Here is a 14887-nt window from a genome sequence, read left to right on the forward strand (position 1 = left end):
CTTTATAATTGGACGATTTGAACCTGTTGTTTTAATTCTTCTGTACGGCTGAGTTTTCCAAGACCTGCGGAGCCTGCAACGTCGGCACCCGTTGCGCTGGCAAGCGCGAGTGCATGGGTGACGTCATCATCATTATTGAGCCACCGGCTCAGGAATGCCCCGAGCGCGGCATCGCCTGCACAGGCGGAGCTGACCAGCTCTATTTCCGGCGCAGAGCAGAACCACAGTTTTGCTCCGTTGGAGAAATAGAGCCCTTTCGCGCCCAGCGTCAGCAGCACGTTGCGTGCGCCGAGGTGGTGTAATGTCTGCATGGCATCCTGGACCTGCTGGGTGCTTCCAACGCTGAGGTTAAAGATCTCCTTTAATTCATCGTCGTTGGGTTTGATCAACAGCGGGTGAAATTCGAGGAGTTGTTGTAGTGATGGATGGCTAATATCCAAAATAACTTCGCAGCCTTTTTTCTGGCACAGCGTCATGATCTCGGCATAAAAGCGGCTTTCAATTCCCGGCGGTAAACTGCCGCTAATTACTAAATAATCACCGGCACGTACGCAATCTAAATGATGAATTACCTGCTGTTTGCAATCATCATCAATACGGGTGCCGGGATTTACCAGCTTATATTCATCTTGACCATCATTAATAAAAATATTAATGCGCGTCGGTTCGGAAACCCAGGCCGGCGTGACTTTTAGATGCTGTTTTCGCAGCTCTTCAACAATATAGTGACCGGTGAAGCCGCCAAATATGCCCATGACGTGCGTGGGCTGCTCAAAGTGGTTAAGTACCAAGGAAACGTTAACCCCTTTTCCATTAGGGCAATATTCGGTGTGCTGCGTCCGATTAACCGCCGAGGGCTGTAGCGGCTGACAAAATATATTCATGTCAATGGCGGTGTTTAACGTCAGGGTATGGATCACGACAAAGCTCCTTGCGCCGGATTCTACAGTTGACCTTCGCAACCGCAGACGTGAATGACCTTGCGGACAACTTCTTTCATCGCTTCTTTCGCAGGCTTCATGTAGTAGCGTGGATCGTTAGCGTCGGGCTTATCAATAAAGTACTGTTTCAACGCGTCAGAGAAGGCAATTTTCAGCTCGGTTGCTACGTTGACTTTGCAGACACCCAATGAAATCGCCCGGCGGATGTCTGCATCTGGTAGACCGGAAGCTCCATGTAACACCAGCGGAACATCAACGCGATCGCGAATAGCGGCTAAGCGTTCAAAGTCGAGTTTCGGTTCAGCCGCGTACATTCCATGTGCGGTGCCGATGGCGACTGCCAGTGAATCAATACCGGTACGAGTGACGAATTCACGGGCCTGCTCTGGGTTGGTGTACAGCGCATCCTTGGCATCAACGACCAAATCATCTTCCACACCACCTAAGCGGCCGAGCTCAGCTTCTACGCTCGCATCGTAGCGATGGCTAAGTTCCACCACGCTTTTGACGAGAGCAATGTTTTCCTCAAACGGAGAATGAGATCCGTCGATCATAACGGAGCGGATCCCTGCTTGGACCTTACGTGTGATATCAGCCAGATCTTCATGGTGATCAAGATGCAGTGCTAGCGGCTGATCCCAAAGTTTTGCCAGATCGCGGGCGATCGCCACCACATTACCGGTGCCTGCATAACTGTAAGTTCCCGGCGTTCCGGCAAGGATCAACGGTGCGCGCATTTCGGCTGCAGTTTCTACCACCACCTGCATCGTTTCCAGATTGTGGATGTTAAAAGCGGGGACGGCATATCCCTTACGTTGAGCTTTTAACAGCATGTTTTTGCTAGAGATGATGTACATAATTGACCCTTTGTTTTCAAAATTAAAGTTAATTTCAGCTTTACTCTTACGTTTTGAAAGTAATTTAGCGATCGTTTCGCAATCGCGTTGTGATCGAATGCACATAACTCTTAATTTACTTTTTAAAATGAAAGTTATTATTTGCTGATGGCTTTCGTTTTAAAATTTTTAGCAAGAGTGATGATTGTTAGTATCTATTTGAAAAATATAATTTTTATTGTCTTAATGGATCATCGCATTGTCTTGCGGTTTGACAAAAGAAAATGAAAATTTAAAAATGAAAGTTATTCCTCGAGAGCAAAAAAGGCACAACACTGTGGCAAAACCGTCAACCAGCCTGCTGAAAAGACGCTTAGATATTGCGGAGATCGTACGCAAAAACGGAGAAATTAAAGTCGACGATCTGGCTGAGATGCTTGCCGTTTCTGGAGTGACAATCCGTAATGACCTCAATTATCTGGAGCAGCAGGGCTATCTGAAGCGCTCGTTTGGTGGCGCAATTTATACTGCGCAACAGGCAACTCCGGTGGTTCAAATCCGCGAGCCTGCTGCCGCCGTTATCGATAAAGCATTGGAAACCGAAATGGCGCGTCAGGTTGCCGTGCAGATTGATGATGGCGATACCGTGTTCTTGGGCCCCGGCTCAATATTACGCAAGGTGATCCCTTTTATTGCCGAACACGAAGAGCTTTGTCTGCTGATGAATGACTTGGCTCATGTGCCTCTTGCACAAGAGTTTCTCAACGGTGAAAGCGTACTTCTGGGTGGCGTATTAAACAGAGAGGGCAGTGAAGTCGAAGGGGAACTGGCGTTAAGTGCATTCCGTCAATATCGCCCTTCGCGGACGCTCATTGCCGTGGATCATATTGCTGAAGACGGCACGCTGAGCGTGAGAAATGAAACGCGTGCGCGCCTGCTTCATGAAGCCGTCACGCAAAGCGAACGCGTGATAGTGGTGGTGCCCAGGCGCCCGGTTTATGGTGAGAAGCGCTATGCCGTGGCCGAGTTACAGCAGGTCAGCGGCATCGTAACGCCGCAGGTTGTGGCAGCTGAATACCATGCACGATTTCTCGCGGCAGGGCTTACCAACAGCTATACCAACAATGAATGCCTGACATGGCTCAATCCTGCGATGCAAAAAGTGAAGTGAAGGAGCGGTGATGAACGTGACTATATGTACCATCGGCGAGCTGTTGGTGGAGTTCCTCGCCAAGGAAGAAAATCAGGGATTCTCGCGGCCGGGAGAGTTTTGGGGGCCATATCCTAGCGGCGCTCCGGCTATTTTTGCCGATCAGGTGGCGAAATTAGGCTTCGGGTCGGTCTTATTTAGCTGTGTGGGCAGCGACGCTTTCGGCGAGATGAACATTGCGCGACTGGAAAAAGATGGCGTCAACGTCAACGGCATCGCGATGTTACCAAAGGCAACGACCGGCAGCGCTTTTGTCAGCTACCGCAATCAGGCTCAACGTGATTTCATTTTCAATATGCCCAACAGCGCGTGCGGTCTGTTGACGGCTGACCACATCGACGAGGCGCTGCTAAACCAGTGCAATCACTTCCATATCATGGGATCGTCGCTGTTCTCGTTCCGCATTATAGACGCCATGCGAAAGGCGATTGAAAATGTGAAATCACGAAATGGCACGGTGTCGTTTGACCCGAATATTCGTAAAGAGATGCTTAATATTCCCGAGATGTCTCAAGCCTTTGAGTATATTTTGGATTACACGGATATCTTTTTACCTAGCGATGGCGAACTGGATTACTTCGGCCTCAATCGCGGTCGCGATGAGCAGGTCTTAGTCGACAAGTTGCTTAAACGCGGCGTAAAACATGTGGTGATCAAGCGTGGGCCGCGTGGCGCGAGCTACTTTAGCGGAGAGGAAACTCATCATGTTGCGGGCTTTAATGTCCCGGTGGTAGACCCAACCGGCGCGGGTGACTGTTTCGGTGCGACGTTTGTTAGCCTGTTTTTATCCGGCATGTTGCCACCAGAAGCGCTGAAGTGGGCCAATGCCAGCGGCTCACTGGCTATTGCGCAGCGTGGCCCAATGGAAGGCACTTCGACACGCGCACAAATCGCCGCTTTCCTCGCACACCACCAAGCCGCTTAAAGTGGACATTGCCCGGTGGCGCAGGTTTACCGGGCCTACAACGTCATCGTTACTTTCTGATTTGTAGGCCCGATAAATAGGTAGAGAGCAATCTGTGGCTATCAGGTCACCGGAGCCGGGTTAAAGACGGCCAGCTGGTTATGCAGCCCCCACTGATCCGAGAATGTTTTCTTACGTCCGCTCGCCACGTCGAGAATAAAGAGGAACAGTTTCAGTCCTACGTCTTCAATCGTCTCTTCGCCGGTGGCGATGGTTCCGGCGTTGATATCCATTAAGTCAAACCAGCGGTTGGCAAGCTCGGTGCGGGTGGCCATCTTGATAACGGGCACCGCCATCAGGCCGTAAGGCGTACCGCGACCAGTGGTGAAAACCTGCACGGTGATCCCCGATGCCACCTGCTGGGTGCCGCAAACAAAGTCGCTGGCAGGCGTGGCGGCGTAAATCAAACCGCGTTTGGTGGGGCGTTGACCGGGTGACAGCACCTCGACAATCGCGCTCTTACCTGATTTTGCAATTGAGCCGAGCGCTTTTTCGACGACATTAGCCAGCCCGCCTTTTTTGTTACCTGGAGAGGGGTTAGCGCTGCGGTCGGTTTGTCCCATCTCGAGATAGTTATCGTACCAAGCCATCTCTTCAAGCAGCCGTTTACCCACTTCCTCATTGATGGCACGCGGCGTTAGCAGGTGGATGGCGTCACGGACCTCGGTGACTTCTGAGAACATCACGGTGGCACCGCAACGTACCAGCAGGTCTGAGGCATATCCCACCGCAGGGTTGGCGGTCACGCCGGAGAAGGCATCGCTGCCGCCACACTGCATTCCTACGACCAGTTCGGAAGCCGGGCAGGTTTCGCGCTGACGCTGGTTGAGCTTTGCCAAGTGGCGTTCAGCGACGAGAAGAATGTCCTCGACCATCGATTTAAATCCGACGTGCTGCTCATCTTGCAGACGCACGATGCTGGCGCTGTCGACCGGGATGCTCTGCACATCCTCGGTGCCTGCTAGCAGGCGTTCCGGCTGCAGCTTCTCACAGCCAAGACCCACCACCATCACCTCGCCGCCGAAGTTTGGGTTCAGCGCGATATTGTGGATGGTACGGATGGGCACAATGGCTGCCGGGGCGTTGATCGCCACACCGCAGCCGTACAAGTGGTTTAGACCAACCACGCCGTCGACGTTCGGGTATTTTGGCAGCAGGTCGCGCTCAATGATTTTAACTACATAATCGACCACCCCCGCGACGCAGTGCACGCTGGTGGAAATGCCCAGCAGGTTTTTCGTTCCCACGCTTCCGTCCGCATTGCGGTAGCCTTCAAAGGTATAGCCCTCAAGCGCTGGCAGCGACTCAGGGACTTTGGTCGCCAACGGCAGCGTATTGAGTGGTGGTGCTTTTGGCAGGGAGACGGTGGATTCGTCGATCCAACTGCCTTTGGCGATGTCGCGAACCGCGTAGCCAATGATTTCGCCGTAGCGAATAATTTCGCCATTATGGGGAATATCCACCAATGCGACTTTATGGCCCTGGGGAATATGTTCGATTAATTCCAGACCATCAGGAAAAAGCGTGCCCGCTTTTAATCCGTTATCGTTGACAATAATTGCAACATTATCGGTTGCATGCACTTTTATATAAAAGGCAGTCGGCGACTCTTGTCTGATTTCAATGTTAGCCATTGTCCAGCATTCTCCAGCAAAAGAATAAGGTATATAAGTACTTCGCTTCTGGTTATAGGAAATAAAAGTACTGTGAAGATGAAATAAAGAATGTCAGGAGTTTAGCTTTAAAAATGTGACGTAGATCACCCATCATCGCGATGCTAGGCGGGGCAAGGGCATCAATCGTTGAATTTGTGCATTAGCGCCCAGTGTTATGTGCATATGATCAATTTAATGAATTTTATAAGCATGTAAATTGGATGTCTGCACAATGTGCCTAGGGGGCATCCTGATTATACTGAATCTCGATTTCATGGTATCTGATTTTTTTCTGAGATTATTGTTGTTAATAAATAGTCAGCGAAATACACCTTAATAAAAAATAATAAAATTAAGGTGTCCTGTACCCGAGGATAATAAAATGATACACGATACTGCTGATGTGGCTGAGTCAAAAAAGGGTATGCCTACCCGATATTTAATTTTATTCATTATTTTTATGGTGACAGCGGTTAACTATGCAGACCGTGCAACGCTGTCTATTGCCGGGACATCCGTCGCGAAGGAGCTGGATCTTAGCGCGATTTCAATGGGGTATATCTTCTCTGCATTTGGTTGGGCTTACTTGCTCATGCAGATCCCCGGTGGCTGGCTGCTGGATAAATTTGGCTCGAAGAAAGTTTATACCTACAGCCTGTTCTTCTGGTCGCTGTTTACTTTCCTGCAGGGCTTTATTGGCTTTTTCCCGCTGGCGTGGGCCGGCGTCTCAATGTTCTTCATGCGCTTTATGCTGGGCTTTTCAGAAGCACCGTCCTTCCCGGCTAACGCCCGCATCGTGGCGGCCTGGTTCCCAACCAAAGAGCGCGGCACGGCATCGGCCATCTTTAACTCTGCACAGTATTTCTCGCTCGCGTTGTTCTCGCCGCTGCTGGGCTGGTTAACCTTTGCGTGGGGCTGGGAGCATGTCTTTACGGTCATGGGTGCGATTGGCTTCGTGCTGACCGGCTTATGGGTGAAGTTCGTGCACAACCCAACCGACCATCCGCGGATGAGCAAAGAAGAGCTGAAATTCATTGCGGATAATGGCGCAGTGGTTGATATGGACCATAAAAAGCCGGGCAGCGATGCGGCGAAGGGTCCGAAGCTCGATTACATCAAGCAGCTGCTCAGTAGCCGTATGATGTTAGGTATCTTCTTCGGCCAGTACTTCTTAAATACCATCACCTGGTTCTTCCTCACCTGGTTCCCCATTTACTTGGTGCAGGATAAAGGCATGTCGATTCTGAAAGTCGGGATGGTGGCGTCGATTCCTGCACTGTGCGGTTTTGCCGGCGGCGTGCTGGGCGGGCTGTTCTCTGACTACCTGATCCGCCGCGGCTGTACGCTGACCTTTGCCCGTAAACTGCCAATCGTGCTGGGCATGCTGTTGGCCTCAACGATTATTCTGTGTAATTACACCGATAACACGGCGCTGGTGGTGGCATTAATGGCACTGGCGTTCTTTGGTAAAGGTTTTGGTGCTCTGGGCTGGCCAGTTATCTCTGATGTGGCGCCCAAAGAGATTGTAGGCCTGTGCGGCGGGGTGTTTAACGTGTTCGGCAACGTTGCTTCAATCGTTACGCCGCTGGTGATTGGCTATATCGTCAGCGAGCTGCACTCCTTTAATGGCGCACTGATTTTTGTAGGCTGCTCTGCGCTGATGATGATGGTTTGCTACCTGTTTGTAGTGGGCGACATTAAGCGTCTGGAACTGCGTAAGTAAGTCACGACTAACTTAAGGTAATGAAAATGGATAACGCGATTTTCCCTAACAAATTCAAAGCAGCCCTGGCTGCGCATCAGGTTCAAATTGGTTGCTGGTCAGCGTTATCCAGCCCAATCAGTACCGAAGTGTTAGGCCTGGCCGGATTCGACTGGCTGGTGCTGGACGGCGAACATGCGCCGAACGATATCACCACGTTAATTCCGCAGCTGATGGCGTTAAAAGGCAGCGCCAGCGCACCGGTGGTCCGTATCCCGACCAACGAACCGGTGATTATCAAACGCATGCTGGATATCGGTTTTTATAACTTCCTGATCCCGTTTGTTGAAACCCAGGAGCAGGCAGAGCAGGCGGTCGCCTCTACCCGTTATCCGCCTGAAGGCATTCGCGGTGTTTCTGTCTCCCACCGCGGCAACATGTTTGGCACCGTGGCGGATTATTTCGCGCAGTCCAACCAGAACATCACCATCCTTGTGCAGATTGAAAGCCAGCTGGGTGTTGATAGCGTGGATGCTATCGCGGCAACTGACGGCGTTGATGGCATTTTTGTCGGCCCAAGCGACCTGGCTGCGGCCCTAGGCCATCTCGGCAATGCTTCGCACCCGGAAGTCCAGCAGGCGATTAAACATATCTTTGCTCGTGCGAAAGCGCACGGTAAACCAAGCGGTATTTTGGCACCGGTCGAAGCCGATGCGCGCCGCTATCTGGAGTGGGGCGCCACCTTTGTGGCCGTCGGCAGCGATTTGGGCGTGTTCCGTTCCGGGACGCAAAAACTCGCCGATGCCTTTAAAAAGTAACCACCGCGAATACACGCAAACTTGAGGAAATGACGATGAAAGTTGGTTTTATTGGCCTAGGTATCATGGGTAAACCGATGAGTAAAAACCTGCTTAAAGCGGGTTACTCGCTGGTGGTTTCTGACCGCAATCCTGAAACGGTTGCTGAAGTGATGGCGGCGGGTGCGGAGGCGGCGAGCACGCCAAAAGCGATTGCCGAGCAGTGTGATGTGATCATCACCATGCTGCCAAACTCCCCGCATGTTAAAGAGGTTGCGCTGGGTGAGAACGGCATTATTGAGGGCGCGAAACCGGGGACTGTGCTGATTGATATGAGCTCCATCGCTCCGCTGGCAAGCCGCGAAATTAGCGATGCGCTGAAGGCGAAGGGCGTGGACATGCTGGATGCCCCAGTGAGCGGCGGTGAGCCGAAAGCCATCGACGGCACCCTGTCGGTGATGGTGGGCGGCGATAAGGCGATTTTCGATAAATTCTACGACTTGCTGAAATCGATGGCGGGCTCTGTGGTACACACCGGTGAAATCGGCGCGGGTAACGTCACTAAGTTGGCAAACCAGGTGATCGTCGCGCTGAATATCGCGGCGATGTCCGAAGCCCTGACGCTGGCGACAAAAGCAGGTGTAAACCCGGATTTGGTTTATCAGGCGATTCGCGGCGGCTTGGCGGGGAGCACCGTGCTGGACGCCAAAGCGCCGATGGTCATGGACCGTAACTTCAAGCCAGGTTTTCGCATCGACCTGCATATTAAGGATCTGGCCAATGCGCTGGATACTTCCCACGGCGTGGGCGCACAGCTGCCGTTAACGGCGGCGGTGATGGAGATGATGCAGGCACTGCGCGCCGACGGTCTGGGAACCGCCGACCACAGCGCTCTCGCATGCTACTACGAGAAACTGGCGAAAGTCGAAATCTCTCGCTAATGACGTCATGCCCGGAGGCGCTGCGCCTACCGGGCTGACACTGTAGGCCGGATAAGTGATACGTCATCCGGTTCTAGGCAGTAACAGGCTACCCCTATGAAAATCGTAATCGCCCCTGACTCATATAAAGAAAGCCTTTCTGCCACCGAGGTAGCTCAGGCGATAGAAAAAGGATTTCGGGAAATTTTCCCCGATGCTCACTATGTTTCTGTTCCCGTTGCCGACGGCGGAGAGGGGACGGTTGAAGCGATGATCGCCGCGACCCAGGGCACAGAGCATCACGCGCTGGTGACCGGCCCGTTGGGCGAAAAGGTCAATGCTTGCTGGGGGATGTCCGGCGATGGCGCAACCGCGATTATCGAAATGGCGGCAGCAAGTGGTCTTGCACTGGTGCCTCCCGCTGCGCGCAACCCGCTGCTGACGACTTCGCGAGGCACGGGCGAGCTTATCCTCAGCGCGCTGGATAAAGGCGCGAGCAATATCATTATCGGCATTGGTGGCAGCGCCACCAACGACGGCGGCGCGGGCATGATGCAGGCGCTCGGTGCGAAGCTTTGCGATGCCAACGGTAAAGAGATTGGCTTCGGCGGCGGTAGCCTGATGACCTTAAACAGTATCGACGTTTCCGGCCTAGACCCGCGGTTGGCGCATTGCGCGATCCGCGTGGCCTGCGACGTTACCAACCCACTGCTGGGCGAGCAGGGCGCATCGCGTATTTTTGGCCCACAAAAAGGGGCCAATGAAGCGATGATCCGCGAGCTGGATAGCAACCTTAGCCACTATGCCGACGTGATTAAATCATCTCTGCGCATCGATGTGAAAAACGTACCCGGCGCAGGGGCGGCAGGCGGCATGGGCGCTGCGCTGATGGCATTTTTAGGCGCCGAGCTAAAGAGCGGCATTGAGATTGTCACTCAGGCGTTAAAACTGGAAGAGCACATCCACGACTGTAACTTGGTGGTGACGGGCGAAGGCCGACTCGACAGTCAAAGTATTCATGGCAAAGTGCCGGTTGGCGTGGCAAAGGTCGCCAGCAAATACCATAAGCCGGTGATTGGGATTGCCGGAAGCCTGACGCCAGATGTGGGCGTGGTGCATCAATACGGCATTGATGCCGTATTCAGCGTTCTGACTAGCATTAGCTCGCTGGAAGAGGCGTTTCGAGGGGCGTCGGACAACATTTATCGCGCCTCACGCAATATCGCGGCCACTTTGCAGGTGGGGATGCGCACGCAAGGGTGACAAAGGCGCGCGAACCCTCTATACTGCGCGCCGAAGCTGACCAGACAGTCGCCGCTTCGTCGTCGTCCTCTTCGGGGGAGACGGGCGGAGGGGAGGAAAGTCCGGGCTCCATAGGGCAAGGTGCCAGGTAACGCCTGGGGGGTGTAACAGCCCACGACCAGTGCAACAGAGAGCAAACCGCCGATGGCCCACGCAAGTGGGATCAGGTAAGGGTGAAAGGGTGCGGTAAGAGCGCACCGCGCGGCTGGTAACAGTCCGTGGCACGGTAAACTCCACCCGGAGCAAGGCCAAATAGGGGTTCATAAGGTACGGCCCGTACTGAACCCGGGTAGGCTGCTTGAGCCAGTGAGCGATTGCTGGCCTAGATGAATGACTGTCCAACGACAGAACCCGGCTTATCGGTCAGTTTCACCTCTTAAAAAACCCCGCTTCGGCGGGGTTTTTGCTTTTTGGGGCCAAGATGAAGTCTGTGAAAAAACGATAAGCCTTTCCTTATTTTCATCTGCGCAGATGTTACAAATCCGCTCATTTTGTCGAAATGCGACGCGATGCACAAAATGCCAATTTAAACGTTTCGATTAGTTTTTTGTGCTGAGAATGGCGTCTGTTCCCTCCTGGATACTGCTTAAATCAGAAAAAATGTGGAGTGATTTACGTCCGGCGATGTCACGGTTATGTTTTTGTTTTGTTAAGTCAAATGATCTAAACATATTAACGTGAATGTATATTGGCGGTCGTGTTGTGTGATGGTGGGCGAAGAAATGATGTAACAGTTGCATTTTTTACTAGTTAATTTTATTTTTTAAAATATTATTGCCTTGGCGTAATAGTGTGAAAAATAGCCTGTAATTGCTTGAAAGATGATCGTGAAAATTAATTTTAAAAATCAGTAAAACCTCAATTCTTATCGCCATAAAATAAATTTATATGCCCCGTTTTTATTGATGAAAATCAGTACAAATCCATATTTAATATTCTTAACAAATTGATAAATAAGTGATTTATTGCTATGTGGTTACTGTGTGATTAAGGGTTTAAAGTAAATTGTGAGTGGTAGCACACATCTCGCCCGCCTATATTTAATAGAATCCACCTCGCCAAGTTGAAATAAGAGGAGAAAGAAAAATGGATAATGTTCTTCTGCCTAAGACGCAACATCTCGTCGTGTTCCAGGAAGTCATTAGAAGTGGATCTTTCGGCTCTGCGGCAAAGCAGCTTGGCTTGACCCAACCGGCGGTCAGCAAAATTATCAACGATATTGAATCTAACTTTGGTATCGAGCTGATGGTGCGCAAAAATACCGGCGTGACGCTGACCAGCGCGGGTCAGGTGCTGCTCGGTTATTCTGAGTCGATTACCCGCAAAATGAAGAATATGGTCAATGAGATGAACAGCCTGAGCTGTAGCAGCGTGGTTGATGTTTCTTTTGGCTATCCATCGCTAATTGGCTTCACCTTCTTACCGGAGATGATTAAAACCTTTAAGCAGGTATTCCCGGCGGCGCAGGTGACCATGTTTGAAGCCCAGCTCTCTTCGTTTTTACCGGCGCTACGCGATGGGCGGTTAGATTTTGCGATTGGGACGCTAAGCGATGAGATGCAGCTTCAGGACTTGCACGTGGAGCCGCTGTTTGAGTCCGAGTTTGTGGTGGTGGCCTCCAAATTACGAACGTGTACGTCAACGGTCGCACTGGAGTCGCTCTCCGGTGAGCAGTGGGTGTTCCCACAAACCGACATGGGCTACTACAAAGAACTCCTCTCAACCCTCCATCTTCATCACATCAGCACTGAAAATATCGTTAAAACAGATTCCGTGGTCACCATCTACAACTTGGTATTAAATGCAGGATTCCTGACGGTGATCCCAAAAGACATGATTGCACCATTTGGATCTGACCAATTTACTATCTTACCGGTTGAGGATGTATTACCTGTAGCGCGCTATGCAGCCATTTGGTCGAAGAATTATCGAATTAAAAAACCGGCCTCAATATTAGTCGAGTTAGCTAAGAAATACTCTTCTCCGCCTGAATCGGTGGCGATGAATTAAATATTTACGCGATTAACAAAGCGAAAGAATTAAAAGAACATCGGAGCTGTTTTATAGCTCTGCTACCCTGATATTGTCTAACGTCAGAACCCTATTCTGATAAGAGGATACGATGCATATTACTTACGATCTTCCCGTGACCCTTGATGACATTCAAACGGCGAAAAAAAGACTCGCTGGAAAAATTTATAAAACCGGTATGCCGCGCTCTAATTATCTGAGCGAAAGATGCAAAGGCGAAATATTCCTGAAGTTTGAAAATATGCAACGTACTGGTTCGTTTAAAATTCGCGGTGCTTTTAACAAGCTGAGCGCATTGACCGAGGCGGAACGCCGTAAAGGTGTCGTGGCCTGCTCTGCGGGGAACCATGCTCAGGGGGTGTCGCTTTCCTGCGCGATGCTCGGCATTGATGGCAAAGTCGTGATGCCAAAAGGCGCGCCAAAATCAAAAGTGGCGGCTACCCAGGATTACTCCGCTGAGGTCATTCTGCACGGTGATAACTTCAACGATACCATCGCGAAAGTGAGTGAAATTGTTGAAATGGAAGGGCGCATCTTTATTCCACCATACGATGATGCGCTGGTAATAGCGGGCCAGGGCACCATTGGGCTTGAGATCCTAGAAGATCTGTATGATGTCGATAACGTCATTGTGCCGATTGGCGGCGGCGGCCTGATTGCCGGGATTGCTACGGCCATTAAATCCATTAACCCGACGATCAAAATTATCGGTGTACAGTCGCAAAACGTCCACGGTATGGCCGCGTCGTATTATGCCGGCGAGATAACCAACCACCGCACCTGCACCACTCTGGCCGATGGCTGTGACGTGGCGCGTCCGGGCAATCTGACCTTCGAAATCGTTCGCGAGCTGGTGGATGATATTGTCCTGGTCACCGAAGATGAAATTCGTGACAGCATGATTGCACTAATCCAGCGTAATAAAGTGGTGACGGAAGGCGCTGGCGCACTCGCCTGTGCCGCATTATTAAGTGGCAAACTTGATAGTTATATTCAGGGGCGGAAAACAGTCAGTATTATTTCTGGCGGTAATATCGATCTGTCTCGTGTTTCACAAATTACCGGATTTGTCGGTGCTTAATTAATTCTTCCACTGGTTTATTTCAGGCAGCTTTCTCGATGCCCGGCTGCCTGTCATCAATAAATGACGAAAACATTAATTCAAGGACATAATATGAGTACCACAGAAAGTATTAATGTTAGCCAAACAAAAGAATCCTCCTGGCGTAAATCTGACACAACATGGACGTTAGGTTTATTTGGTACAGCGATTGGTGCGGGGGTATTATTCTTCCCTATCCGCGCAGGCTACGGCGGGCTTATTCCTATCCTGTTGATGCTGTTGCTCGCTTATCCCATCGCCTTTTATTGTCACCGGGCACTGGCGCGTCTGTGCCTCTCCGGGAGCAATCCGTCTGGGAACATTACTGAAACGGTAGAAGAGCACTTTGGCAAAACCGGCGGGGTGGTGATTACCTTCCTGTATTTCTTCGCCATCTGTCCGCTACTGTGGATTTACGGCGTCACGATAACTAACACCTTCATGACCTTCTGGGAAAACCAGCTCCAGATGCCGGCGCTTAACCGTGGCTTAGTGGCAATGCTGCTGCTGCTGCTGATGGCGTTCGTTATTTGGTTTGGTAAAGACCTGATGGTTAAAGTGATGAGCTATCTGGTGTTCCCGTTTATCGCAAGCCTGGTGTTGATTTCCCTGTCGCTTATTCCTTACTGGAACTCTGCGGTTATCGACCAAGTGAGCCTGAGCGATATCTCCCTGACCGGTCACGACGGTATTCTGGTGACCGTATGGCTGGGTATTTCCATCATGGTGTTCTCCTTTAACTTCTCACCGATTGTCTCCTCGTTTGTGGTTTCCAAGCGTGAAGAGTACGAAGGCGAGTTTGGTCGTGACTATACCGAACGTAAGTGCTCCAAAATTATCTCTCGCGCCAGCATGTTGATGGTCGCGGTGGTGATGTTCTTTGCCTTTAGCTGCCTGTTCACGCTCTCTCCGCAGAATATGGCGGAAGCGAAAGCGCAAAATATTCCGGTACTTTCCTATCTGGCAAACCACTTCTCCTCGATGGCCGGTCAGAAATCGACTTTCGCCACCACGCTGGAATACGGTGCGTCCATTATTGCACTGGTCGCCATCTTCAAATCCTTCTTCGGCCACTATCTGGGCACGCTGGAAGGGCTTAACGGTCTGGTACTGAAGTTCGGTTACAAAGGCGATAAGAGCAAAGTTTCCAACCGTAAGCTGAGCACCATCAGCATGATCTTCATCATGGGTTCCACTTGGGTTGTGGCTTACGCCAACCCGAACATTTTGGACCTGATTGAAGCAATGGGCGCGCCGATTATCGCCTCCCTGCTGTGTCTGCTGCCAATGTACGCCATTCGTAAAGCGCCATCTCTGGCGAAGTACCGCGGCAAATTGGATAACGTGTTTGTCCTCGCCATCGGGCTGCTGACCATTTTTAACATCGTCTACAAGTTATTTTAATTAATAAGCTCAGGATGAGCGGA

Annotated in this window: 12 protein-coding genes and 1 other RNA gene; 10 read left to right on the forward strand and 3 right to left on the reverse strand. The window is 51.1% G+C overall.

The window, feature by feature from the left end:
• Nucleotides 1–2 precede the first annotated feature (2 nt).
• Nucleotides 3–920 carry a 1-phosphofructokinase gene (gene pfkB / locus AB4K05_RS00645; protein WP_368478139.1) on the reverse strand — a complete coding sequence of 306 codons (918 nt, stop codon included), beginning with the start codon at nucleotides 918–920 and terminating at the stop codon, nucleotides 3–5.
• A gap of 23 nt (nucleotides 921–943) precedes the next feature.
• Complete coding sequence (locus AB4K05_RS00650; protein WP_368478140.1) at nucleotides 944–1798, reverse strand: tagatose bisphosphate family class II aldolase; 855 nt, start codon at nucleotides 1796–1798, stop codon at nucleotides 944–946.
• A gap of 316 nt (nucleotides 1799–2114) precedes the next feature.
• Between AB4K05_RS00650 and AB4K05_RS00655 the strand changes: the two genes are divergently transcribed.
• Both AB4K05_RS00655 and AB4K05_RS00660 read left to right on the forward strand, forming a co-directional pair.
• The gene (locus tag AB4K05_RS00655; protein WP_368478141.1) at nucleotides 2115–2948 is read left to right on the forward strand and encodes a DeoR/GlpR family DNA-binding transcription regulator; all 834 of its coding nucleotides are present in this window, start codon (nucleotides 2115–2117) and stop codon (nucleotides 2946–2948) included.
• A gap of 10 nt (nucleotides 2949–2958) precedes the next feature.
• Complete coding sequence (locus AB4K05_RS00660; protein ID WP_368478142.1) at nucleotides 2959–3912, forward strand: sugar kinase; 954 nt, start codon at nucleotides 2959–2961, stop codon at nucleotides 3910–3912.
• 101 nt (nucleotides 3913–4013) lie between these two features.
• Here the strand turns inward: AB4K05_RS00660 and garD are convergent, their stop codons facing one another.
• The gene (gene garD / locus AB4K05_RS00665; protein WP_368478143.1) at nucleotides 4014–5585 is read right to left on the reverse strand and encodes a galactarate dehydratase; all 1572 of its coding nucleotides are present in this window, start codon (nucleotides 5583–5585) and stop codon (nucleotides 4014–4016) included.
• A 403-nt stretch (nucleotides 5586–5988) separates the two neighbouring features.
• Between garD and AB4K05_RS00670 the strand changes: the two genes are divergently transcribed.
• From AB4K05_RS00670 to tdcC, 8 genes are all read left to right on the forward strand, one after another.
• Nucleotides 5989–7329 carry an MFS transporter gene (locus AB4K05_RS00670; RefSeq protein WP_368478144.1) on the forward strand — a complete coding sequence of 447 codons (1341 nt, stop codon included), beginning with the start codon at nucleotides 5989–5991 and terminating at the stop codon, nucleotides 7327–7329.
• Nucleotides 7330–7355: 26 nt separating this feature from the next.
• Nucleotides 7356–8126 (forward strand): 2-dehydro-3-deoxyglucarate aldolase, encoded by a 771-nt coding sequence (gene garL, locus AB4K05_RS00675; protein ID WP_368478145.1) that lies wholly within the window; start codon nucleotides 7356–7358, stop codon nucleotides 8124–8126.
• 29 nt (nucleotides 8127–8155) lie between these two features.
• Nucleotides 8156–9046: a 2-hydroxy-3-oxopropionate reductase gene (gene garR, locus AB4K05_RS00680; RefSeq protein WP_368478146.1), complete on the forward strand. Its 891-nt coding sequence runs from the start codon at nucleotides 8156–8158 to the stop codon at nucleotides 9044–9046.
• A gap of 96 nt (nucleotides 9047–9142) precedes the next feature.
• Nucleotides 9143–10288 (forward strand): glycerate 2-kinase, encoded by a 1146-nt coding sequence (gene garK, locus AB4K05_RS00685; protein ID WP_368478147.1) that lies wholly within the window; start codon nucleotides 9143–9145, stop codon nucleotides 10286–10288.
• A gap of 32 nt (nucleotides 10289–10320) precedes the next feature.
• Nucleotides 10321–10702: RNase P RNA component class A (gene rnpB, locus AB4K05_RS00690), an RNA gene on the forward strand.
• A gap of 711 nt (nucleotides 10703–11413) precedes the next feature.
• Complete coding sequence (gene tdcA, locus AB4K05_RS00695; RefSeq protein WP_368478148.1) at nucleotides 11414–12337, forward strand: transcriptional regulator TdcA; 924 nt, start codon at nucleotides 11414–11416, stop codon at nucleotides 12335–12337.
• 112 nt (nucleotides 12338–12449) lie between these two features.
• The gene (gene tdcB, locus AB4K05_RS00700) at nucleotides 12450–13439 is read left to right on the forward strand and encodes a bifunctional threonine ammonia-lyase/L-serine ammonia-lyase TdcB (RefSeq protein ID WP_368478149.1); all 990 of its coding nucleotides are present in this window, start codon (nucleotides 12450–12452) and stop codon (nucleotides 13437–13439) included.
• A gap of 93 nt (nucleotides 13440–13532) precedes the next feature.
• Nucleotides 13533–14864 carry a threonine/serine transporter TdcC gene (tdcC, locus tag AB4K05_RS00705; RefSeq protein ID WP_368478150.1) on the forward strand — a complete coding sequence of 444 codons (1332 nt, stop codon included), beginning with the start codon at nucleotides 13533–13535 and terminating at the stop codon, nucleotides 14862–14864.
• Nucleotides 14865–14887: the final 23 nt, after the last annotated feature.

Source organism: Kluyvera sp. STS39-E (assembly GCF_040932435.1).
GTDB lineage: Bacteria > Pseudomonadota > Gammaproteobacteria > Enterobacterales > Enterobacteriaceae > Kluyvera.